We start from the raw sequence: 22301 nt of genomic DNA, 5'->3' as shown, positions 1-22301 counted from the left end.
TTACACCCCTTGTGCGACGTAGCGAGCAATGATGTCGCCCATCTCATCAGTACCGACGGCCGCCGCGCCACGGGCTAAATCACCGGTGCGGATACCTTCTTCTAATGCGCGGTTAACCGCACGTTCAATGGCGGATGCTGCGTCATCGGCATCAAGGCTGTAGCGCAGCAGCAGCGCCAGCGACAAAATTTGCGCAATCGGATTGGCGATATTCTTGCCGGCAATATCCGGCGCGGAGCCGCCCGCGGGTTCATACAAACCAAAGCCCTGCTCGTTCAGACTGGCGGAGGGCAACATGCCCATTGAGCCGGTGATCATTGCACATTCGTCAGACAAAATGTCGCCAAACAGGTTAGAGCACAGCAGCACATCGAACTGTGACGGGTCTTTAATCAACTGCATGGTGGCGTTGTCGATATACATATGCGCCAGCTCAACGTCCGGATACTCTTTGGCGATTTCATTGACGATTTCACGCCACAAAATAGAGGTTTGCAGAACGTTCGCTTTGTCGATAGAAGTCACCTTACGGTGGCGTTTACGCGCGGATTCAAACGCGATGCGCGCGATACGTTCAATTTCAAAGCGGTGATAGACTTCGGTATCAAACGCTTTTTCATGCTGGCCGCTGCCTTCGCGACCTTTTGGTTGACCGAAGTAGATGCCACCGGTCAGTTCGCGGACGCACAGAATGTCGAAGCCATTTGCGGCGATGTCGGCGCGCAGTGGGCAGAAGGCTTCCAGCCCCTGATACAGTTTTGCCGGACGCAGGTTGCTGAACAGTTTGAAGTGTTTACGCAGCGGCAGCAGCGCGCCGCGCTCCGGCTGACTGTCAGGCGGCAGATGTTCCCATTTCGGGCCGCCTACGGAGCCAAACAGAACGGCGTCGGCCTGTTCGCACCCTTCAACCGTCGCCTTCGGCAGCGGTTGACCGTGGTTGTCGATCGCCGCGCCGCCGACGTCATAACGACTGGTGGTAATGCGCATCTCAAATCGATGGCGAACCGCTTCCAGGACTTTCAGGGCTTGCGCCATCACTTCCGGACCAATACCGTCGCCCGGCAAAACAGCAATATGGTAATTCTTCGACATCACACGGTTTCCTTGTTGTTCTCGTTGTTCTGAGCTTTACGTTGCAACTCTTTTTCGACTTCTGCCGCACGCCAGATGTTGTTCAGCACGTGCACCATCGCTTTCGCGGAAGATTCAACAATGTCTGTCGCCAGACCGACGCCGTGGAAGCGACGTCCGTTATAGTTCGCGACGATATCCACCTGACCCAGAGCGTCTTTACCGTGCCCTTTGGCGGACAGGCTGTATTTCACCAGCTCAATGTCGTAATCGGTAATACGGTTGATCGCCTGGTAAATCGCATCGACTGGACCGTTACCGTTAGCCGCTTCGGCTTTTACGTCACTGCCGCAGGCCAGCCTGACGGAGGCGGTGGCAATATCGTTAGAACCGGACTGGACGCTGAAATAATCCAGGCGGAAGTGCTCGGGTTCTTCCTGTTGCTTGCCAATAAACGCCAGCGCTTCCAGATCGTAGTCGAACACCTGACCTTTCTTATCGGCCAGCTTCAGGAAGGCGTCGTACAGGTTGTCCAGGCTGTATTCACTCTCTTTATAGCCCATCTCATCCATACGGTGTTTCACCGCCGCGCGCCCGGAACGGGAGGTCAGGTTCAGTTGCACCTGATTCAGACCGATGGATTCCGGCGTCATGATTTCGTAGTTTTCTCGGTTCTTCAGCACGCCATCCTGGTGGATCCCGGAGGAGTGGGCAAACGCGCCGCTACCGACAATGGCTTTGTTCGCCGGGATCGGCATGTTGCAGATCTGGCTGACTAACTGGCTGGTACGCCAGATCTCCTGATGGTTAATGCGGGTGTTGACGTTCAGGATGTCCTGACGAACTTTAATCGCCATGATCACCTCTTCCAGCGAGCAGTTGCCCGCACGCTCACCAATCCCGTTCATCGCGCCTTCAACCTGGCGCGCACCCGCGTGGACCGCAGCCAGCGCGTTGCCGACACCCAGACCTAAGTCGTCATGGGTATGGACAGAGATGATCGCTTTATCGATGTTTGGCACGCGCTCATACAGGCCAGAGATAATGCCGGCGAACTCGAAGGGCATGGTGTAGCCGACGGTGTCAGGAATATTGATCGTTTTTGCGCCAGCATTGATGGCGGCTTCCACGACGCGAGCCAGATCGGCAATAGGCGTACGGCCAGCATCCTCACACGAGAATTCGACGTCGTCAGTATAATTACGTGCGCGTTTCACCATATAGACAGCACGCTCAATCACTTCATCCAGCGTGCTGCGCAGTTTGGTGGCGATATGCATCGGTGAGGTGGCAATAAAGGTATGAATACGGAAAGCTTCGGCGACCTTCAGCGACTCAGCCGCGACGTCGATATCTTTTTCCACGCAGCGGGCTAATGCACAAACCCGACTGTTCTTGACCTGGCGGGCGATGGTTTGTACGGATTCGAAGTCGCCGGGAGACGAGACCGGGAAACCGACTTCCATGACGTCAACACCCATACGCTCAAGGGCCAGCGCAATCTGCAGCTTCTCTTTCACACTCAGGCTTGCCTGTAACGCCTGTTCACCGTCGCGTAAAGTGGTATCGAAAATAATGACTTGCTGGCTCATGTTTTAGGTCCTTAGTCTTTAGGGCGCCTTGCTTCGAGCATAAAAAAACCCGCGCAACGGCGCGGGTTTTTTATCTTACTGGATACGACTTAATGCTGTATGCCGCTCACCAGTCTACCGCGCAACGAAGATGCGTTTAGTAGTAGTAGACCGTTAAAGCGAGCGATACGAATCATTAAATCAACTCCAGGCGAATGCGATATGCTTTTAGTGGTACTGGATACGATGGCTGATGTCAACCCCGCTGCGCGAAAACACCCTCAAGGGAAGAAGGAAACGGACAGAGAACTTTAGCTAATTGTGCTGAACTTTTTCCATTACTCCCTATTAAAAAATGGGAGCGTATTCACACTTTTCATCGTTTGACATAATTGAGCATGATTTTTTTCAATTAACATAACGAAAGCGAGTCCGCAGAGCACTATGATTTATTTTTTATCCACATGATTTTAATGGTTTTATTGATATTGTTAATCAATTGATATCTGCTTGAAGAATATTATTGATAAGCAAATGTTAGGCGTTAATGCGTGAGTAATATAAATAGTCAATTAAAATTTACACTTTTATTCATTAAGCGCATGATTGTTTGTTGGTGTTTCTTATGTTTATATTGCATTCGTCATTAAAAATTTATGATTTATTGTGCTGTGAATAATACCGCATCACGCAGGCACCCGTTTCTTCCGCATTATCCCGGTGCCTTTATGTTTTCCTAATTTCAATCTTTACTCTTTTTCTTATTTTATATGCATGGTAAATCATATTTTCCGAGATTATTTCTCTGCATTCCGGCAAGAAAAGGGAGTTAAGCGTGACAGTGGAGTTAACTATGCCAGAAGTAACCGTTGATAAACCCAATCCCCATCATTTAGAGATGGATAAACCGCAACTTCGTATGGTTGATCTTAATCTATTGACTGTATTTGATGCGGTAATGCAGGAGCAGAATATTACCCGTGCCGCGCATGCCCTCGGGATGTCGCAGCCAGCCGTAAGTAACGCCGTGGCGCGTCTTAAAGTGATGTTCAATGATGAGCTTTTTGTGCGCTACGGTCGTGGGATCCAACCTACCGCGCGGGCTTTCCAGCTTTTTGGTTCCGTCCGCCAGGCTCTGCAATTAGTGCAGAACGAATTGCCCGGATCCGGCTTTGAACCTGGCAGCAGTGAACGCATTTTTCATCTTTGCGTTTGCAGTCCGCTGGATAATATCCTGACCTCATTAATTTATAATCGTGTTGAAAAAATTGCGCCTAATATTCATGTTGTATTTAAGTCATCCTTAAATAAGGACACTGAACACCAATTACGTTATCAGGAAACTGAGTTCGTTATTAGTTATGAAGAATTTCGTCGTCCTGAATTTACGAGTATTCCGTTGTTTAATGACGAAATGGTGCTGGTCTCCAGCCGTAAACATCCGCGCATTAACGGACCCCTGTTGGAAAGCGATATCTATAATGAACAACATGCTGTTGTTTCACTGGATCGTTTTGACTCGTTTAGTCAACCCTGGTACGACACGGTTGACGCACAAGCGTGTGTGGCCTATCAGGGGATGGCATTAATCAGTGTTCTTAATGTTGTTTCGCAAACGCATCTGGTGGCTATTGCCCCACGTTGGTTAGCGGAAGAGTTCACCGCCTCTTTAGATCTACAGATATTACCGCTACCTTTAAAACTGAATAGCAGAACCTGTTATCTTTCATGGCATGAAGCTGCCGGTCGGGACAAAGGACATCAATGGATGGAAGAGTTGTTAGCTTCTGTCTGCAAGCGTTAGACGCGAATGAGATAAACCGGGTGTAAACATCCGGTTTGTCCTGTCTATTTTTCATTAACTGGTATTTTATCCTGAATTTTGTTGATCATTCTTTTTTCTGTCCGCGAAAAAATTGATGATTCGCTGTATGTGTCCATTTTCAGCCGATTAATTATCAATACCTGAGTTAAATTTAGTTTTATTCGCCGGTTCTCCGTCATTTTCCTCTCATTTATGCTTATTTCACGGCGTCTTCGCCCCTTTCTCTGAATTGCCTGCATCCTGGGGAGCGGTTAAGGTGTTTTACACATCATTAATCGTCATTCAGTGAGGCAAGCCATGGAGATGTTATCTGGAGCCGAAATGGTCGTCCGATCGCTTATTGATCAGGGCGTTAAGCAGGTATTCGGTTATCCCGGGGGCGCAGTCCTCGATATTTATGATGCGTTGCATACGGTCGGTGGGATCGATCACGTGCTCGTTCGTCATGAACAGGCGGCCGTGCATATGGCCGATGGCCTGGCGCGGGCAACGGGGGAAGTTGGTGTAGTACTGGTGACTTCGGGTCCTGGGGCCACCAATGCGATTACAGGGATCGCGACGGCGTATATGGATTCTATTCCGTTAGTGATTCTTTCCGGTCAGGTCGCGACCTCGCTGATTGGCTATGACGCCTTTCAGGAGTGCGACATGGTGGGAATATCCCGCCCGGTCGTGAAACACAGTTTTCTGGTTAAGCAGACGGAAGATATTCCGCAGGTGCTGAAAAAAGCCTTCTGGCTGGCGGCAAGCGGCCGTCCGGGACCCGTGGTCGTGGATTTGCCGAAGGATATTCTCAATCCCGGCAAAAAACTGCCTTATTCCTGGCCTGAGTCGGTCAGCATGCGATCGTATAACCCGACCACTGCGGGCCATAAAGGGCAGATTAAGCGCGCCCTGCAAACGCTGGTGACGGCCAAAAAACCGGTTGTCTATGTCGGCGGCGGGGCCGTGACGGCAGGTTGTCATGAACAACTGCGCCAGACCATCGAAACGCTCAACCTGCCGGTGGTCTCTTCGCTGATGGGGCTAGGGGCATTTCCCGCTACGCACCGTCAGTCGCTCGGGATGCTGGGCATGCATGGTACTTATGAAGCCAACATGACGATGCATAACGCCGACGTGATTTTTGCCGTCGGGGTACGTTTCGACGATCGCACGACGAATAATCTGGCCAAGTATTGCCCGAATGCGACGGTGCTGCACATTGATATCGACCCGACTTCAATCTCTAAAACGGTGACGGCGGATATCCCTATTGTTGGTGATGCGCGCCAGGTGCTGGAACAGTTACTGGAGTTATTGCCGCAGGAATCCGCCCACCAACCGCTGGATGATATTCGTGACTGGTGGCAACAGATTGAACACTGGCGCGCTCGTCAGTGCCTGAAATATGACACGCACAGTGAGAGTATCAAACCGCAGGCGGTCATTGAGGCTATCTGGCGTCTGACCCACGGCGATGCTTATGTGACCTCCGATGTGGGGCAACACCAGATGTTTGCCGCTCTTTATTACCCCTTCGATAAACCGCGCCGTTGGATCAACTCTGGCGGTCTTGGCACGATGGGCTTTGGCCTGCCTGCAGCCCTGGGAGTGAAAATGGCGCTGCCCGAGGAAACGGTGGTTTGTGTGACAGGGGACGGTAGCATTCAGATGAACATTCAGGAGTTGTCGACCGCGCTGCAGTATAAACTGCCGGTGCTGGTGCTAAACCTGAACAACCGTTATCTGGGGATGGTGAAGCAGTGGCAGGACATGATCTACTCGGGTCGTCACTCTCAATCGTATATGCAGTCGCTGCCTGATTTTGTTCGCCTGGCGGAAGCCTACGGACATGTCGGCATTCAGATTTCCCGTCCTGATGAGCTGGAAAGTCAATTAAGTGAAGCGCTGGCGCAGGTGAAAAACGGTCATCTGGTGTTTGTCGATGTCACCGTTGATGGCAGCGAACACGTCTACCCGATGCAGATTCGCGGCGGTGGGATGGATGAAATGTGGTTAAGTAAAACGGAGAGGACCTGATTATGCGCCGGATATTATCAGTACTGCTGGAGAACGAATCCGGTGCGCTGTCGCGCGTGATCGGCCTTTTCGCGCAGCGGGGTTACAACATTGAGAGCCTGACCGTCGCGCCGACGGACGATCCGACGCTCTCTCGCATGACCATTCAGACGGTGGGCGACGAAAAAGTGCTTGAGCAGATTGAAAAGCAACTGCACAAACTGGTGGATGTGTTGCGGGTCAGCGAACTTGGGCACGGTGCGCACGTCGAACGCGAAATCATGTTGGTGAAGATTCAGGCCAGCGGCTATGGTCGGGAAGAGGTGAAACGCAACACGGAGATCTTTCGTGGGCAGATTATTGATGTCACGCCAAATCTCTATACCGTTCAACTGGCAGGGACCAGCGATAAGCTGGACGCTTTTCTGGCAACGTTGCGTGAAGTCGCGAAAATCGTTGAGGTCGCTCGTTCCGGCGTGGTGGGGTTATCCCGTGGTGACAAAATAATGCGCTAATCCTTCGCTTTTCGTTAATTCACATGCCCAACGTCTTCCGTTGGGCATTTTTTTGCGAAATCCGTGGTAACCCGGAATAAAAGCGGTTGCCGCAGTGACTATTCTGCGCTTAGATGTTACCGATTTTAACCCATGCCGTTACAATGGTTATGGTTTGTACATTTTACGCAAGGGGCAATTGTGAAACTGGATGAAATCGCTCGGCTGGCTGGTGTATCGCGAACGACTGCAAGCTACGTAATTAACGGAAAAGCAAAGCAATACCGCGTGAGCGACAAGACTGTCGAAAAAGTCATGGCGGTGGTGCGTGAGCATAATTACCACCCGAATGCTGTGGCTGCCGGGCTACGTGCTGGACGCACACGTTCTATTGGTCTGGTGATCCCGGATCTGGAGAACACGAGCTATACCCGTATTGCAAATTATCTTGAGCGCCAGGCGCGCCAGCGTGGTTATCAACTGCTGATCGCCTGTTCGGAAGATCAGCCCGATAACGAAATGCGCTGCATTGAACATCTTTTACAGCGTCAGGTTGATGCGATCATTGTCTCCACCTCGTTGCCGCCGGAACACCCGTTCTATCAGCGCTGGGCCAATGACTCCTTCCCAATTGTGGCGCTGGATCGCGCCTTAGATCGTGAGCATTTTACCAGCGTCGTGGGTGCCGATCAGGACGATGCCGAAATGCTGGCCGGAGAATTGCGTAAGTTCCCGGCTGACACCGTGCTCTATCTGGGCGCACTGCCGGAGTTGTCCGTCAGCTTCCTTCGCGAGCAGGGCTTCCGTGCCGCCTGGAAAGACGATCCGCGTGAAGTGAATTTCCTGTATGCCAACAGCTATGAGCGCGAAGCGGCGGCGCAGCTATTTGAAAAATGGCTGGAAACGCATCCGATGCCGCAGGCGCTGTTCACCACCTCATTCGCCCTGTTACAGGGGGTGATGGACGTAACGCTGCGTCGCGACGGTAAGCTGCCTTCCGATCTGGCGATTGCGACCTTTGGTGACAACGAACTGCTGGATTTCCTGCAGTGTCCGGTCCTGGCGGTGGCGCAGCGCCATCGTGATGTCGCTGAGCGCGTGCTGGAAATTGTCCTGGCGAGTCTGGATGAACCGCGTAAACCAAAACCGGGTTTAACGCGTATTAAACGTAATCTCTATCGTCGTGGCGTATTGAGCCGCAGCTAGTCAATTTCTGAATTCTGCGTCAGAAGACAATTTTTCTGACGCAGCTTAACGAGTTCCTCTCCACAATACCCTCATCATAATTAAGATTATTCCTTAGAATTTTCTCAACTTTACCTAAATAATCCGTATTTAAACGAAACAGAGTCGGTTTCAGGTTATTGAGACGTAACGGTAGGTTAGATTTGTATTATTTTGTTACATGCTTGTCGTGAATTGCCGAATTAACAAACACTTTTTGTCGCCGCAGCACGAATGTCCCGGCGGGCTTGTCGGTGCGCGGTGTTAGCTGGCATAAACAGGGACTGTATTCATGATGCAATATGTCCTAAAATGCCGCTCGCGTCGCAAACTGACACTTTATATTCCCTCCTGAGAATAATTGTTCGTTTTAAAACGGTGATGAGTTTTGAGATTTTTTTCTTACAAATATTCATGACGTTAATTTGCTTCGTTCGTTGGACAGAATTTAATCAACGCTGATATTAGCCGTAAACATTGGGTTTTTTACTCAGGTAAGCGTTGTGACTCGCTTGACAAGCTTTTCCTCCGCTCCGTAAACTCCTTTGAGTGGGAATTTGTGGGGCAAAGTGGTAATGAGGGGGGAGACTGGCATGTTCCGGGGTGCAACGTTAGTCAATCTCGACAGTAAAGGGCGCTTATCTGTGCCTACCCGTTACCGGGATCAACTGATCGAGAGTGCTACCGGTCAAATGGTTTGTACCATTGACATCCATCACCCGTGCCTGCTGCTTTACCCCCTGCCTGAATGGGAAATTATCGAGCAAAAATTATCGCGTCTGTCGAGCATGAACCCGGTAGAGCGCCGCGTGCAGCGTTTACTGTTGGGGCATGCCAGTGAATGTCAGATGGACAGCGCCGGGCGATTGCTGGTTGCGCCTGTCCTTCGGCAACATGCCGGGCTGACAAAAGAAGTGATGCTGGTTGGACAGTTCAACAAGTTTGAACTGTGGGATGAAACGACCTGGTATCAACAGGTCAAGGAAGATATCGACGCTGAGCAGAGTGCGACCGGGACGTTGTCGGAGCGCCTGCAGGACTTGTCTCTATAATGATGATGGAAAATTTTAAACACACCACGGTGCTGCTGGACGAGGCCGTAAACGGCCTGAATATTCGCCCTGACGGCATCTACATTGATGGGACATTTGGTCGCGGTGGTCACTCGCGTCTCATTCTCTCGCAGCTTGGCGAAGAGGGACGTCTGCTGGCCATCGATCGCGATCCGCAGGCGATCGCCGTCGCCCAGACCATCAATGATCCCCGCTTCTCCATCATTCATGGACCTTTCTCTGCGCTGGCTGATTATGTCGGCGAGCGCAAACTGACCGGCAAGATCGACGGGATTCTTCTCGATCTTGGCGTTTCTTCACCACAGCTCGACGACGCTGAGCGCGGTTTCTCTTTCATGCGCGATGGCCCGTTGGATATGCGCATGGACCCCACTCGCGGCCAGTCGGCTGCCGAGTGGCTGCAAACTGCAGAAGAAGCCGATATTGCCTGGGTGCTGAAGACCTTTGGCGAAGAGCGTTTTGCGAAACGTATTGCCCGCGCCATCGTTGAGCGTAACCGTGAACAGCCCATGACCCGCACCAAAGAACTGGCGGAAGTGGTCGCGGCGGCAACGCCGGTGAAAGACAAATTCAAACATCCCGCGACCCGTACCTTCCAGGCGGTGCGCATCTGGGTGAACAGTGAACTGGAGGAGATAGAGCAGGCGCTAAAAAGCTCGCTCAGCGTGCTGGCCCCAGGTGGGCGGCTTTCCATCATCAGTTTCCACTCGCTGGAAGACCGCATTGTGAAACGCTTTATGCGTGAGCAAAGCCGCGGTCCGCAGGTTCCGGCCGGATTACCGATGACGGAAGAGCAGCTCAAAAAACTGGGCGGCCGTGAGTTAAGAGCACTAGGCAAGTTGATGCCGGGTGAAGAAGAGGTTGCAGAGAATCCTCGTGCCCGTAGTTCAGTTCTGCGCATTGCAGAGAGGACGAACGCATGATCAGCAGAGTGACAGAAGCCCTCAGCAAAGTTAAGGGATCGATTGGAAGCAACGAGCGCCATGCCTTGCCTGGCGTGATCGGTGACGATCTTTTGCGATTTGGGAAGCTGCCACTCTGCCTGTTCATTTGCATCATTGTTACGGCGGTGACGGTGGTAACGACCGCACACCACACACGGTTACTGACCGCGCAACGTGAACAACTGGTTCTGGAGCGTGATGCGCTGGATATCGAATGGCGCAACCTGATCCTTGAGGAGAACGCGCTCGGCGATCATAGCCGGGTGGAACGGATCGCAACGGAGAAGCTGCAAATGCAGCATGTTGATCCCTCACAAGAAAATATCGTAGTGCAAAAATAAGGAAAAACGCGACGCATGAAAGCAGCGGCAAAAACGCTAAAACCAAAACGCCAGGAAGAACAGGCCAACTTTATCAGTTGGCGTTTTGCGTTGCTGTGCGGCTGCATTTTACTGGCGCTGGGTTTCCTGCTGGGTCGTGTCGCCTGGCTGCAGATTATCGCGCCGGACATGCTGGTACGTCAGGGGGACATGCGCTCGCTGCGTGTACAGGAAGTGGCGACCTCGCGCGGTATGATCACCGACCGTTCGGGGCGTCCGCTGGCCGTCAGCGTACCGGTGAAGGCTATCTGGGCCGATCCGAAAGAAGTCCATGCCGCCGGAGGCGTTAGCGTTGGCGATCGCTGGAGAGCGCTCTCTACCGCGCTGAATATCCCGCTTGATCAACTGGCTGCCCGTATCAACGCCAACCCGAAAGGGCGCTTTATCTATCTGGCGCGTCAGCTAAACCCGGATATGGCGGATTACATCAAAAAGCTGAAGCTGCCGGGGATTTATCTGCGCGAAGAATCCCGTCGGTACTATCCTTCCGGCGAAGTGACCGCTCACCTCATTGGTTTCACCAACGTGGATAGCCAGGGGATTGAAGGCGTTGAGAAGAGTTTTGACAAATGGCTCACCGGTCAACCGGGTGAGCGTATCGTGCGTAAAGACCGCTACGGTCGCGTCATTGAAGATATCTCTTCCACCGACAGTCAGGCCGCGCATAACCTCGCGCTGAGCATTGACGAACGCTTACAGGCGCTGGTGTATCGCGAACTGAATAATGCGGTGGCATTTAACAAGGCGGAATCCGGGAGCGCAGTGCTGGTGGATGTGAATACCGGTGAAGTGCTGGCAATGGCGAACAGCCCGTCCTACAACCCGAACAACCTGAGCGGTACGCAGAAAGATGTCATGCGTAACCGTACCATCACCGACGTGTTTGAGCCGGGTTCTACCGTCAAACCGATGGTGGTAATGACCGCGCTCCAGCGTGGCGTGGTGCGGGAAAACAGCGTGCTCAATACCGTTCCCTACCGAATTAACGGCCACGAAATTAAAGACGTGGCGCGCTACAGCGAATTGACCCTGACCGGGGTTTTACAGAAGTCGAGTAACGTCGGTGTTTCTAAGCTGGCGTTAGCGATGCCGTCCTCAGCGTTAGTAGATACTTACTCACGTTTTGGGCTTGGAAAGGCGACCAATTTGGGGTTGGTCGGAGAACGCAGTGGCTTATATCCTCAAAAACAACGGTGGTCTGACATAGAGAGGGCCACCTTCTCTTTCGGCTACGGGCTAATGGTAACGCCGTTACAGTTAGCGCGAGTCTACGCAACGATTGGCAGCTATGGCGTTTATCGTCCGCTGTCGATTACCAAAGTTGATCCCCCGGTTCCCGGTGAACGTATTTTCCCGGAATCGACCGTACGTACCGTTGTGCACATGATGGAAAGCGTAGCGCTGCCGGGTGGTGGTGGCGTGAAGGCGGCGATTAAAGGCTATCGTATCGCCATTAAAACCGGTACGGCGAAAAAAGTAGGCCCTGATGGCCGCTACATCAACAAATACATTGCTTATACCGCAGGCGTTGCACCTGCGAGTCAGCCGCGCTTCGCGCTGGTTGTTGTTATCAACGATCCGCAGGCGGGTAAATACTACGGCGGCGCCGTTTCCGCGCCGGTATTTGGTGCCATCATGGGCGGCGTTCTGCGTACCATGAACATCGAACCGGACGCGCTGGCAACGGGCGAAAAAAGTGAATTCGTAATTAATCAAGGCGAGGGAACAGGTGGCAGATCGTAATTTGCGCGACCTTCTTGCTCCGTGGGTAACAGGTTTACCTGCGCGAGAACTGCGAGAGATGACACTCGACAGCCGTGTGGCTGCGTCGGGCGATCTCTTTGTGGCAGTGGTTGGTCATCAGGCGGACGGGCGTCGATATATCCCGCAGGCGATAGCGCAAGGTGTGGCTGCCATTATTGCAGAGGCGAAAGATGAGGCAACCGACGGTGAAGTGCGTGAAATGCACGGCGTACCGGTTATCTATCTCAGCCAGCTTAACGAGCGTTTATCTGCACTGGCGGGCCGCTTTTATCACGAGCCATCTGAAAATATGCGTCTGGTCGGCGTAACCGGTACTAACGGTAAAACCACCACGACTCAATTGCTGGCGCAGTGGAGCCAACTGCTCGGCGAAACCAGCGCAGTGATGGGCACGGTCGGCAACGGTCTGCTCGATAAAGTGATCCCAACGGAAAATACCACCGGCTCGGCCGTTGACGTCCAGCAGGTGCTGGCGGGACTGGTCGATCAGGGCGCGACCTTATGCGCGATGGAAGTCTCTTCCCACGGTCTGGTCCAGCATCGTGTTGCGGCACTGAAATTTGCCGCCTCGGTGTTTACCAATTTAAGCCGCGATCATCTGGATTATCACGGTGATATGGAGCATTACGAAGCCGCGAAATGGCTGCTTTTCTCCACGCACCATTGCGGACAGGCGATTATCAACGCGGATGATGAAGTTGGTCGTCGTTGGCTGGCGAATCTGCCGGATGCCGTGGCCGTTTCGATGGAAGACCATATCAACCCTAACTGCCATGGCCGCTGGCTGAAAGCGGTTGAGGTCAATTATCACGACAGCGGCGCGACCATCCGCTTTGCTTCAAGCTGGGGTGAGGGTGAGATTGAAAGCCGCCTGATGGGCGCGTTTAACGTCAGCAATCTGCTGTTGGCGCTGGCCACGCTGCTGGCGTTGGGCTATCCACTGGCTGACCTGCTGAAAACCGCCGCGCGTCTGCAGCCGGTTTGTGGGCGCATGGAGGTCTTTAGCGCACCGGGTAAAACCACCGTCGTTGTCGACTACGCCCATACTCCTGATGCGCTGGAAAAAGCGTTGCAGGCGGCGCGTTTGCACTGTACCGGACAACTCTGGTGCGTCTTTGGTTGCGGCGGCGATCGCGACAAAGGAAAGCGCCCGCTGATGGGGGCGATTGCCGAAGAGTTCGCCGATATCGTGGTCGTAACGGACGACAACCCGCGTACTGAAGAGCCGCGCGCCATTATTGACGACATTCTGGCAGGCATGCTGGACGCCGGTCGGGCAAAAGTGATGGAAGGCCGTGCTGAAGCGGTGACCAACGCCATTATGCAGGCGAAAGATAACGATGTGGTGCTGGTGGCAGGTAAAGGCCACGAGGATTATCAGATTGTCGGGACTCAGCGTCTGGACTATTCCGACCGTGTAACCGCGGCACGTCTGCTGGGGGTCATCGCATGATTCGCGTAACGCTCAGCCAACTTGCCGGTATTCTCGGCGGCGAACTGAAAGGGAACGATCTGTCCCTTGATGCCGTTACCACCGATACGCGTAAGCTGACGTCAGGCTGCCTGTTTGTGGCGCTCAAAGGTGAGCGTTTTGATGCCCACGATTTTGCCGCTCAGGCAAAAGAGGGTGGGGCGGGTGCGCTGCTGGTTAGCCGTCCGCTGGCGATTGATTTGCCGCAGGTGATTGTGAAAGACACCCGTCTGGCCTTTGGCGAATTGGCCGCATGGGTGCGCGCGCAGGTTCCGGCGCGCGTGGTGGCATTAACCGGTTCGTCCGGTAAAACCTCCGTGAAAGAGATGACGGCGGCGATCCTTAGCCAGTGTGGCAACACGCTCTATACCGCGGGCAACCTTAATAACGACATCGGTGTGCCGATGACGTTGCTGCGCTTAACCCAGGATGACGACTACGCCGTGATTGAATTAGGCGCTAACCATCAGGGCGAAATTGCCTGGACCGCCGGTCTGACACGTCCGGAAGCGGCGCTGGTCAACAACCTGGCAGCGGCGCATCTGGAGGGCTTCGGCTCTCTGGCGGGAGTGGCGAAAGCGAAAGGTGAAATTTTTACCGGCCTGCCTGAAAACGGCATTGCCATTATGAATGCCGATAACAATGACTGGCTGAACTGGCAGAGCATCATCGGCGATCGTAAAGTCTGGCGTTTTTCACCGAATGCCGCCAACAGCGATTTCACGGCGACCAATGTGCATGTGACGTCACACGGCACCGAGTTTTTACTGCAAACGCCTGGCGGGAGCATTGATGTACTGCTGCCGTTGCCGGGGCGTCACAATATCGCCAATGCGCTGGCGGCGGCTGCACTGTCGATGGCCGTTGGCGCGACACTGGATGCGATTAAAACCGGTCTGGCGAATTTAAAAGCGGTACCGGGACGTCTGTTCCCTGTCCAGTTGGCGGAAAACCAACTGCTGCTCGATGATTCGTATAACGCCAACGTCGGATCAATGACCGCCGCGGTACAGGTACTGTCCGAAATGCCGGGTTACCGTGTGCTGGTTGTCGGCGATATGGCCGAGCTGGGCGCAGAGAGCGAAGCCTGTCATGTGCAGGTCGGTGAGGCGGCGAAAGCGGCGGGCATCGACTGCGTATTGAGTTCAGGGAAACTGAGCAAGGCTATCAGCGACGCGAGCGGCGTCGGCGAACATTTTGCGGATAAGCCCGCGCTGATCGCACGTCTGCAGGCGCTGATTGCAGAGCAACAGATCATTACCATTTTAGTGAAGGGTTCACGTAGTGCCGCCATGGAAGAGGTCGTACGCGCATTACAGGAGAAAGGATCATGTTAGTTTGGCTGGCCGAACATTTGGTCAAATATTATTCCGGCTTTAACGTCTTTTCTTATCTGACGTTTCGCGCCATTGTCAGCCTGCTGACCGCGCTGTTCATCTCATTGTGGATGGGCCCGCGCATGATCGCCCGCCTGCAAAAGCTCTCCTTCGGCCAGGTCGTGCGTAACGACGGTCCGGAGTCTCACTTCAGCAAACGGGGCACGCCGACGATGGGCGGGATCATGATCCTCACCGCGATCGTCATTTCTGTTCTGCTATGGGCCTATCCGTCAAACCCGTACGTCTGGTGCGTGTTGGTGGTGTTGATTGGCTACGGCATTATCGGCTTCGTTGATGACTATCGTAAAGTGGTCCGTAAAGACACTAAAGGCCTGATCGCACGCTGGAAATACTTCTGGATGTCGGTCATTGCGCTGGGCGTCGCCTTCGCACTGTATCTCGCCGGGAAAGATACGCCGGCGACGGAACTGGTGGTGCCGTTCTTCAAAGACGTCATGCCACAACTCGGACTGTTCTACGTTCTGCTGGCGTACTTTGTGATTGTCGGCACCGGCAACGCGGTGAACCTGACCGACGGTCTGGATGGCCTGGCGATTATGCCAACCGTCTTCGTCGCGGGTGGCTTTGCGCTGGTCGCGTGGGCGACCGGGAACATGAATTTTGCCAGCTATCTGCATATTCCTTACTTACGCCATGCCGGTGAACTGGTGATCGTCTGTACGGCGATTGTCGGCGCGGGCTTAGGTTTTCTGTGGTTTAACACCTATCCGGCTCAGGTCTTCATGGGCGACGTCGGATCGCTGGCGCTGGGCGGCGCGCTCGGCATTATCGCCGTGCTGCTGCGTCAGGAATTCCTGCTGGTGATTATGGGCGGGGTGTTTGTGGTGGAGACCCTGTCGGTCATATTGCAGGTCGGCTCCTTCAAGCTGCGCGGTCAACGTATCTTCCGCATGGCACCGATTCATCACCACTATGAACTGAAAGGCTGGCCGGAACCGCGTGTGATTGTGCGCTTCTGGATTATTTCGCTGATGCTGGTCCTGATTGGCCTGGCAACGCTGAAGGTACGTTAATCATGGCTGATTACCAGGGTAAAAACGTCGTCATTATCGGTCTGGGGTTAACCGGACTCTCTTGCGTGGACTTTTTCCTCGCCCGCGGCGTAACCCCTCGAGTGATGGATACCCGTGCGACACCACCGGGACTGGATAAGTTACCGGAAGCCGTAGAGCGCCATATCGGCAGTCTGAACGACGACTGGTTGCTGGCTGCGGATCTGATTGTGGCAAGCCCTGGTATCGCCCTCGCGCATCCATCACTGAGCGCTGCGGCTGATGCGGGCGTTGAGATCGTTGGTGATATCGAACTGTTCTGCCGTGAAGCGTTGGCACCGATTGTCGCGATCACCGGTTCGAACGGGAAAAGCACCGTCACCACGCTGGTGGGTGAAATGGCGAAAGCGGCAGGTGTGAACGTCGGCGTTGGCGGCAACATTGGGCTGCCCGCGCTGATGCTGCTGGATGCGGAACGCGAACTGTATGTCCTTGAGCTCTCCAGCTTCCAGCTAGAGACCACGTTCAGCCTGCAGGCGGCAGCTGCCACTATTCTGAACGTCACCGAAGATCATATGGACAGGTATCCGTTTGGTTTACAACAGTATCGCGCGGCAAAACTGCGTGTTTACGAGAATGCGAAAGTCTGTGTGGTCAATGCCGATGATGCGTTAACGATGCCGATCCGTGGTGCCGATGAGCGCTGCGTGAGTTTTGGTGTCAACATGGGTGATTATCACCTTAACCGTCAACAGGGTGAAACCTGGCTGCGGGTGAAGGGTGAGAAAGTGCTGAATGTGAAAGAGATGAAGCTTTCCGGTCAGCATAACTACACCAACGCCCTGGCAGCGCTGGCGCTGGCGGATGCGGTAGGTTTACCGCGCGCCAGCAGCCTGAAAGCGCTGACGACGTTCACCGGTCTGGCGCATCGTTTTCAGTTGGCGCTGGAGCATAACGGCGTGCGCTGGATTAACGACTCAAAAGCGACCAACGTCGGCAGCACTGAAGCTGCGCTGAACGGCCTGCACGTTGACGGTACGCTGCATCTGCTGTTGGGCGGCGATGGTAAATCAGCGGACTTCTCTTCGCTGAGTCGCTATCTGGAAGGCGATCGCGTGCGTTTGTACTGCTTTGGCCGCGATGGTGCGCAGCTGGCTGCGCTGCGTCCGGAGATAGCAGAGCAAACTGAGACCATGGAAGAGGCGATGCGTCTGTTGGCGCCGCGTGTGAAACCAGGCGATATGGTGCTGTTGTCACCGGCCTGTGCCAGCCTCGACCAGTTTAAGAATTTTGAGCAACGGGGCGATGTCTTTACCCGTCTGGCGAAGGAGTTGGGTTGATGCGTTTATCTCTCCCTCGCCTGAGACTGCCGCGCCTGCCGGGATTTGGCATCCTGGGATGGATCTTTGCGGCGCTTAAGGGCTGGGTGATGGGCTCGCGAGACAAAGATTCCGACAGTCTGATCATGTACGATCGCGTGCTGCTGTGGCTGACGTTAGGCCTCGCGGCGATCGGTTTTGTCATGGTGACGTCGGCATCCATGCCGGTAGGACAACGTCTGGCGGGCGATCCGTTCCTGTTTGCCAAGCGCGATGCGCTCTATATTTTTCTGGCATTTTGTCTGGCGATGATCACGCTGCGTCTGCCCATGGAGTTCTGGCAGAAGTACAGCACCACGATGCTGATCGCCTCGATAATCATGCTGTTGATCGTCCTGGTGGTGGGGAGTTCGGTGAATGGGGCATCGCGTTGGATCGCATTAGGTCCTCTGCGTATTCAGCCTGCGGAATTTACCAAGCTGTCGCTGTTTTGCTATCTCGCGAACTATCTGGTGCGCAAGGTTGACGAAGTTCGTAATAACCTGCGTGGCTTCCTTAAGCCGATGGGCGTGATTCTGGTGCTGGCGATCCTGCTGCTGGCACAGCCCGATCTCGGTACGGTGGTGGTGCTATTCGTGACCACGCTGGCGATGCTGTTTCTGGCCGGGGCGAAGTTGTGGCAGTTCATTGCCATTATCGGCATGGGAATTTCAGCGGTCGTGCTGCTGATCCTCGCCGAGCCTTATCGTATTCGCCGCGTGACCTCGTTCTGGAACCCGTGGGAGGATCCGTTTGGTAGCGGATACCAGCTCACCCAGTCACTGATGGCGTTCGGGCGCGGTGAAATGTGGGGACAAGGACTGGGCAACTCGGTACAGAAACTGGAGTATCTGCCGGAAGCGCATACCGACTTCATCTTCGCCATCATTGGGGAAGAACTGGGTTATATCGGTGTGGTATTGGCGCTTTTAATGGTATTCTTCGTCGCTTTTCGCGCGATGTCGATTGGCCGCAAAGCGCTGGAGATCGACCACCGTTTTTCCGGATTTTTGGCCTGTTCCATCGGTATTTGGTTTAGTTTTCAGGCACTGGTGAACGTCGGCGCGGCGGCAGGCATGCTGCCAACTAAAGGTCTGACGCTGCCGCTCATCAGTTATGGTGGCTCGAGTTTGCTGATTATGTCGACAGCCATCATGTTTTTGTTGCGAATTGATTATGAAACGCGTCTGGAAAAAGCACAGGCGTTTACACGAGGTTCACGATGAGTGGTCAAGCGAAGCGGTTAATGGTGATGGCGGGCGGTACCGGTGGACATGTGTTCCCGGGGCTGGCGGTCGCGCACCATTTAATGGACCAGGGCTGGGAAGTTCGCTGGCTCGGCACCGCTGACCGTATGGAAGCGGATTTAGTCCCTAAGCATGGCATCGACATTGACTTCATCCGCATCTCAGGACTGCGCGGCAAAGGCGTGAAAGCGCTGTTGGCCGCCCCTTTGCGTATTTTCAACGCATGGCGTCAGGCGCGCGCAATCATGAAAAGTTTTAAACCCGACGTTGTGCTGGGGATGGGCGGTTATGTTTCCGGTCCCGGCGGTCTGGCCGCGTGGTCTCTGGGGATTCCGGTCGTGCTGCATGAGCAAAACGGTATCGCCGGGTTAACCAACAAATGGCTGGCGAAAATTGCCACTAAGGTCATGCAGGCGTTCCCTGGCGCGTTCCCGAATGCGGAAGTGGTCGGTAACCCGGTGCGCACCGACGTGCTGGCGTTGCCGCTGCCGCAGGCGCGTCTGGTCGGACGTGAAGGTCCGATTCGCGTGTTGGTGGTCGGGGGATCGCAGGGCGCTCGCGTGCTGAATCAGACCCTGCCGCAGGTTGCCGCCAGACTGGGCGATGCGGTGACTATCTGGCATCAGAGCGGAAAAGGCGCACAGCAGACCGTAGAACAAGCCTATGCCGACGCGGGACAACCGCAGCATAAGGTGACGGAATTTATTGATGACATGGCGGCCGCCTATGCGTGGGCCGACGTGGTGGTTTGCCGTTCTGGCGCATTAACGGTGAGTGAAATTGCCGCTGCCGGTTTACCTGCGCTGTTTGTGCCATTTCAACATAAAGACCGACAGCAGTACTGGAATGCGTTGCCGCTGGAGAAAGCGGGCGCCGCCAAAATTCTCGAGCAGCCGCAGTTTACTGTGGATGCCGTCGCCAGCACCCTGTCCGGGTGGTCGCGAGAAAGCTTGTTAACCATGGCAGAACGTGCCCGCGCTGCATCCATTCCGGATGCCACCGAGCGTGTTGCAACTGAAGTGAGCCGGGCTGCCCGGGCGTAATTGTGGCGGTGCCTTTTGCATCGCAGAATTTATTGAAGTTAATGGCGTAAAGAATGAATACACAACAATTGGCAAAACTGCGTTCCATCGTGCCCGAAATGCGTCGCGTTCGGCACATTCACTTTGTCGGCATCGGTGGTGCCGGTATGGGCGGTATTGCCGAAGTTCTGGCCAATGAAGGGTATCAGATCAGTGGTTCCGATTTAGCGCCAAACCCGGTGACGCAGCAGTTGATGAACCTGGGGGCAACGATTTATTTCAACCATCGCCCGGAAAACGTGCGTGATGCGAGCGTGGTTGTGGTCTCCAGCGCCATCTCTGCCGATAACCCGGAAATTATGGCGGCGCACGAAGCGCGTATTCCGGTGATCCGTCGTGCGGAGATGCTGGCGGAGTTGATGCGTTTTCGCCACGGCATCGCGATTGCCGGGACGCACGGTAAGACGACCACAACTGCGATGGTCTCCAGTATTTACGCGGAAGCGGGGCTGGATCCGACCTTCGTTAACGGCGGTCTGGTGAAAGCGGCAGGTGTTCACGCGCGCCTGGGCCATAGCCGTTACTTAATTGCGGAAGCGGATGAGAGCGATGCGTCGTTCCTGCATCTGCAACCGATGGTGGCGATTGTCACCAACATCGAAGCCGATCACATGGATACCTACCATGGCGACTTCGAAAATCTTAAGCAGACGTTTATTAATTTCCTGCATAACCTGCCGTTTTATGGTCGTGCGGTGATGTGCGTTGACGACCCGGTGATCCGCGAGCTACTGCCGCGCGTGGGCCGTCAGACCACGACGTACGGCTTTAGCGATGATGCTGATGTTCGCGTCGAAGATTATCAGCAGGTGGGCCCGCAGGGGCACTTTATCCTGCTGCGCCAGGGGATGCCTGACCTGCGCGTAACGCTGAATGCGCCAGGTCGCCATAATGCCCTGAACGCGGCGGCTGCCGTGGCGGTGGCAACGGAAGAAGGTATTGCAGACGACGCGATCCTGCGCGCGTTGGAAAGCTTCCAGGGTACCGGTCGTCGTTTCGACTTCCTCGGTGAATACCCGCTTGAGCCGGTTAACGGCAAAGCCGGTACGGCAATGCTGGTGGATGATTACGGTCACCACCCGACGGAAGTGGACGCGACAATTAAAGCTGCACGTGCGGGCTGGCCGGACAAAAATCTGGTGATGCTGTTTCAGCCGCACCGTTTCACGCGTACGCGTGACCTGTATGACGATTTTGCCAACGTGCTGACCCAGGTTGATGCGTTGCTGATGCTGGATGTGTACGCGGCGGGCGAAGCGCCGATTCCGGGGGCGGACAGCCGCTCGCTGTGCCGCACCATTCGCGGTCGCGGGAAAATCGACCCGATTCTGGTTTCCGATCCGGCGCAGGTTGCGCAAATGCTGGCACCGGTATTGACCGGCAACGATTTGATTCTGGTGCAGGGCGCGGGAAATATCGGCAAAATCGCGCGTTCCTTAGCTGAAATCAAATTGAAGCCGCAAATTCAGGAGGACGAACAACATGGCTGATAAAATCGCGGTCCTGCTGGGCGGTACCTCCGCTGAACGTGACGTGTCGCTGAATTCCGGTACGGCGGTGCTGGCCGGATTACGTGAAGGTGGCGTGGATGCGCATCCGGTCGATCCGAAAGAGGTCGACGTTACGCTGTTGAAGTCGATGGGCTTTCAGAAAGTCTTTATCGCCCTGCATGGACGTGGCGGGGAAGATGGAACCTTACAGGGGTTGCTGGAACTGGTTGGCTTGCCTTATACCGGCAGCGGCGTGATGGCATCGGCGATCTCCATGGATAAACTGCGCAGCAAGTTCCTGTGGCAGGGCGCGGGGTTACCCGTTGCGCCGTGGGTCGCGTTAGAGCGTGCTCAGTTTGAAAAAGGTCTTAACGAAGAACAGGTTACGCAAATTTCTGCGCTGGGTTTACCGCTGATTGTGAAGCCCAGCCGTGAAGGCTCCAGCGTGGGAATGTCGAAAGTGTCAGAATATGACGCTTTACAGGATGCATTAATGCTGGCTTTTCAGCATGATGAAGACGTTCTGATCGAGAAATGGCTCAGCGGTCCGGAATTTACGGTAGCGATACTGGGTGAAGAAATTTTACCCGCAATTCGTATCCAACCCGCTGGAACCTTCTATGATTATGAGGCGAAGTATCTGTCTGATGAAACACAGTATTTCTGCCCGGCAGGTCTGGAACGTGAACAAGAAGCTATTTTGCAGGCATTAGTGCTGAAAGCGTGGACAACCCTGGGCTGTAAAGGTTGGGGGCGTATTGACGTCATGCAGGATAGCGATGGCCAGTTTTATCTGCTGGAAGCAAATACCTCTCCGGGTATGACCAGCCACAGCCTGGTGCCGATGGCGGCGCGTCAGGCGGGGATGAATTTCTCGCAGTTGGTGGTACGAATTCTGGAGTTGGCGGACTGAT

19 protein-coding genes are annotated in these 22301 nt (G+C 54.3%); 16 read left to right on the top strand and 3 right to left on the bottom strand.

Annotated features, from left to right (window positions below):
- The 3 genes from leuB to leuL form a co-directional block, all read right to left on the bottom strand.
- A complete protein-coding gene (gene leuB / locus QQZ17_RS09305; protein WP_152405883.1) occupies positions 1-1092 on the bottom strand; it encodes a 3-isopropylmalate dehydrogenase in 1092 nt (363 codons plus the stop codon).
- Positions 1092-2663, bottom strand: a complete 1572-nt coding sequence (gene leuA / locus QQZ17_RS09300) for a 2-isopropylmalate synthase (RefSeq protein ID WP_152405882.1) — start codon at positions 2661-2663, stop codon at positions 1092-1094. The genes leuB and leuA overlap by 1 nt, the downstream gene beginning before the upstream one ends.
- Before the next feature lie 89 nt (positions 2664-2752).
- Positions 2753-2839, bottom strand: coding sequence for a leu operon leader peptide (gene leuL, locus QQZ17_RS09295; protein WP_042323878.1), 87 nt, complete (start codon positions 2837-2839; stop codon positions 2753-2755).
- Between the two features lie 656 nt (positions 2840-3495).
- Between leuL and leuO the strand changes: the two genes are divergently transcribed.
- The 16 genes from leuO (at position 3496) to QQZ17_RS09215 (ending at position 22300) form a co-directional block, all read left to right on the top strand.
- The gene (gene leuO, locus QQZ17_RS09290) at positions 3496-4446 is read left to right on the top strand and encodes a transcriptional regulator LeuO (protein WP_152405881.1); all 951 of its coding nucleotides are present in this window, start codon (positions 3496-3498) and stop codon (positions 4444-4446) included.
- Between the two features lie 318 nt (positions 4447-4764).
- Entirely contained in the window at positions 4765-6489 is a 1725-nt protein-coding gene (ilvI, locus tag QQZ17_RS09285; RefSeq protein ID WP_152405880.1) for an acetolactate synthase 3 large subunit, read from the top strand.
- Between the two features lie 2 nt (positions 6490-6491).
- Complete coding sequence (gene ilvN, locus QQZ17_RS09280; RefSeq protein WP_042997945.1) at positions 6492-6983, top strand: acetolactate synthase small subunit; 492 nt, start codon at positions 6492-6494, stop codon at positions 6981-6983.
- A gap of 180 nt (positions 6984-7163) precedes the next feature.
- Positions 7164-8168 (top strand): catabolite repressor/activator, encoded by a 1005-nt coding sequence (gene cra / locus QQZ17_RS09275; RefSeq protein WP_152405879.1) that lies wholly within the window; start codon positions 7164-7166, stop codon positions 8166-8168.
- 611 nt (positions 8169-8779) lie between these two features.
- Positions 8780-9238, top strand: coding sequence for a division/cell wall cluster transcriptional repressor MraZ (mraZ, locus tag QQZ17_RS09270; protein WP_044255498.1), 459 nt, complete (start codon positions 8780-8782; stop codon positions 9236-9238).
- Positions 9239-9240: 2 nt separating this feature from the next.
- Positions 9241-10182: a 16S rRNA (cytosine(1402)-N(4))-methyltransferase RsmH gene (gene rsmH, locus QQZ17_RS09265; RefSeq protein ID WP_152406397.1), complete on the top strand. Its 942-nt coding sequence runs from the start codon at positions 9241-9243 to the stop codon at positions 10180-10182.
- On the top strand, positions 10179-10544 hold the full coding sequence (ftsL, locus tag QQZ17_RS09260; protein WP_012904474.1) for a cell division protein FtsL: 366 nt from the start codon (positions 10179-10181) through the stop codon (positions 10542-10544). Before rsmH ends, ftsL begins: the two co-directional genes overlap by 4 nt.
- 15 nt (positions 10545-10559) lie before the next feature.
- Complete coding sequence (ftsI, locus tag QQZ17_RS09255; protein WP_152405877.1) at positions 10560-12326, top strand: peptidoglycan glycosyltransferase FtsI; 1767 nt, start codon at positions 10560-10562, stop codon at positions 12324-12326.
- Entirely contained in the window at positions 12313-13800 is a 1488-nt protein-coding gene (gene murE, locus QQZ17_RS09250; RefSeq protein ID WP_152405876.1) for a UDP-N-acetylmuramoyl-L-alanyl-D-glutamate--2,6-diaminopimelate ligase, read from the top strand. The genes ftsI and murE overlap by 14 nt, the downstream gene beginning before the upstream one ends.
- Entirely contained in the window at positions 13797-15155 is a 1359-nt protein-coding gene (gene murF / locus QQZ17_RS09245) for a UDP-N-acetylmuramoyl-tripeptide--D-alanyl-D-alanine ligase (RefSeq protein WP_152405875.1), read from the top strand. Before murE ends, murF begins: the two co-directional genes overlap by 4 nt.
- Entirely contained in the window at positions 15149-16231 is a 1083-nt protein-coding gene (gene mraY, locus QQZ17_RS09240) for a phospho-N-acetylmuramoyl-pentapeptide-transferase (RefSeq protein WP_042323857.1), read from the top strand. The genes murF and mraY overlap by 7 nt, the downstream gene beginning before the upstream one ends.
- A 2-nt stretch (positions 16232-16233) precedes the next feature.
- Positions 16234-17550: a UDP-N-acetylmuramoyl-L-alanine--D-glutamate ligase gene (murD, locus tag QQZ17_RS09235; protein WP_152405874.1), complete on the top strand. Its 1317-nt coding sequence runs from the start codon at positions 16234-16236 to the stop codon at positions 17548-17550.
- Entirely contained in the window at positions 17550-18794 is a 1245-nt protein-coding gene (gene ftsW / locus QQZ17_RS09230; protein WP_152405873.1) for a cell division protein FtsW, read from the top strand. The genes murD and ftsW overlap by 1 nt, the downstream gene beginning before the upstream one ends.
- The gene (gene murG / locus QQZ17_RS09225) at positions 18791-19858 is read left to right on the top strand and encodes an undecaprenyldiphospho-muramoylpentapeptide beta-N-acetylglucosaminyltransferase (protein ID WP_152405872.1); all 1068 of its coding nucleotides are present in this window, start codon (positions 18791-18793) and stop codon (positions 19856-19858) included. Before ftsW ends, murG begins: the two co-directional genes overlap by 4 nt.
- Before the next feature lie 53 nt (positions 19859-19911).
- Complete coding sequence (murC, locus tag QQZ17_RS09220) at positions 19912-21387, top strand: UDP-N-acetylmuramate--L-alanine ligase (RefSeq protein ID WP_152405871.1); 1476 nt, start codon at positions 19912-19914, stop codon at positions 21385-21387.
- Positions 21380-22300 (top strand): D-alanine--D-alanine ligase, encoded by a 921-nt coding sequence (locus QQZ17_RS09215; RefSeq protein WP_152405870.1) that lies wholly within the window; start codon positions 21380-21382, stop codon positions 22298-22300. Before murC ends, QQZ17_RS09215 begins: the two co-directional genes overlap by 8 nt.
- Position 22301: the final 1 nt, after the last annotated feature.

The sequence above is a fragment of the Citrobacter sp. T1.2D-1 genome (assembly GCF_950098555.1).
Lineage (GTDB): Bacteria > Pseudomonadota > Gammaproteobacteria > Enterobacterales > Enterobacteriaceae > Citrobacter_A > Citrobacter_A telavivensis.
This window is presented reverse-complemented; position numbering and strand designations above follow the sequence as displayed.

What these genes read in the sequence shown, in the direction of transcription:
- mraZ (WP_044255498.1), top strand. Translation starts at nt 8,780, where the DNA reads ATGTTCCGGGGTGCAACGTTAGTCAATCTCGACAGTAAAGGGCGCTTA.
- ilvN (WP_042997945.1), top strand. Translation starts at nt 6,492, where the DNA reads ATGCGCCGGATATTATCAGTACTGCTGGAGAACGAATCCGGTGCGCTG.
- ftsL (WP_012904474.1), top strand. Translation starts at nt 10,179, where the DNA reads ATGATCAGCAGAGTGACAGAAGCCCTCAGCAAAGTTAAGGGATCGATT.
- murD (WP_152405874.1), top strand. Translation starts at nt 16,234, where the DNA reads ATGGCTGATTACCAGGGTAAAAACGTCGTCATTATCGGTCTGGGGTTA.
- ftsI (WP_152405877.1), top strand. Translation starts at nt 10,560, where the DNA reads ATGAAAGCAGCGGCAAAAACGCTAAAACCAAAACGCCAGGAAGAACAG.
- murF (WP_152405875.1), top strand. Translation starts at nt 13,797, where the DNA reads ATGATTCGCGTAACGCTCAGCCAACTTGCCGGTATTCTCGGCGGCGAA.
- leuA (WP_152405882.1), bottom strand. Translation starts at nt 2,663, where the DNA reads ATGAGCCAGCAAGTCATTATTTTCGATACCACTTTACGCGACGGTGAA.
- leuO (WP_152405881.1), top strand. Translation starts at nt 3,496, where the DNA reads ATGCCAGAAGTAACCGTTGATAAACCCAATCCCCATCATTTAGAGATG.
- leuL (WP_042323878.1), bottom strand. Translation starts at nt 2,839, where the DNA reads ATGATTCGTATCGCTCGCTTTAACGGTCTACTACTACTAAACGCATCT.
- QQZ17_RS09215 (WP_152405870.1), top strand. Translation starts at nt 21,380, where the DNA reads ATGGCTGATAAAATCGCGGTCCTGCTGGGCGGTACCTCCGCTGAACGT.
- mraY (WP_042323857.1), top strand. Translation starts at nt 15,149, where the DNA reads ATGTTAGTTTGGCTGGCCGAACATTTGGTCAAATATTATTCCGGCTTT.
- rsmH (WP_152406397.1), top strand. Translation starts at nt 9,241, where the DNA reads ATGATGGAAAATTTTAAACACACCACGGTGCTGCTGGACGAGGCCGTA.
- ftsW (WP_152405873.1), top strand. Translation starts at nt 17,550, where the DNA reads ATGCGTTTATCTCTCCCTCGCCTGAGACTGCCGCGCCTGCCGGGATTT.
- leuB (WP_152405883.1), bottom strand. Translation starts at nt 1,092, where the DNA reads ATGTCGAAGAATTACCATATTGCTGTTTTGCCGGGCGACGGTATTGGT.
- murG (WP_152405872.1), top strand. Translation starts at nt 18,791, where the DNA reads ATGAGTGGTCAAGCGAAGCGGTTAATGGTGATGGCGGGCGGTACCGGT.
- murC (WP_152405871.1), top strand. Translation starts at nt 19,912, where the DNA reads ATGAATACACAACAATTGGCAAAACTGCGTTCCATCGTGCCCGAAATG.
- ilvI (WP_152405880.1), top strand. Translation starts at nt 4,765, where the DNA reads ATGGAGATGTTATCTGGAGCCGAAATGGTCGTCCGATCGCTTATTGAT.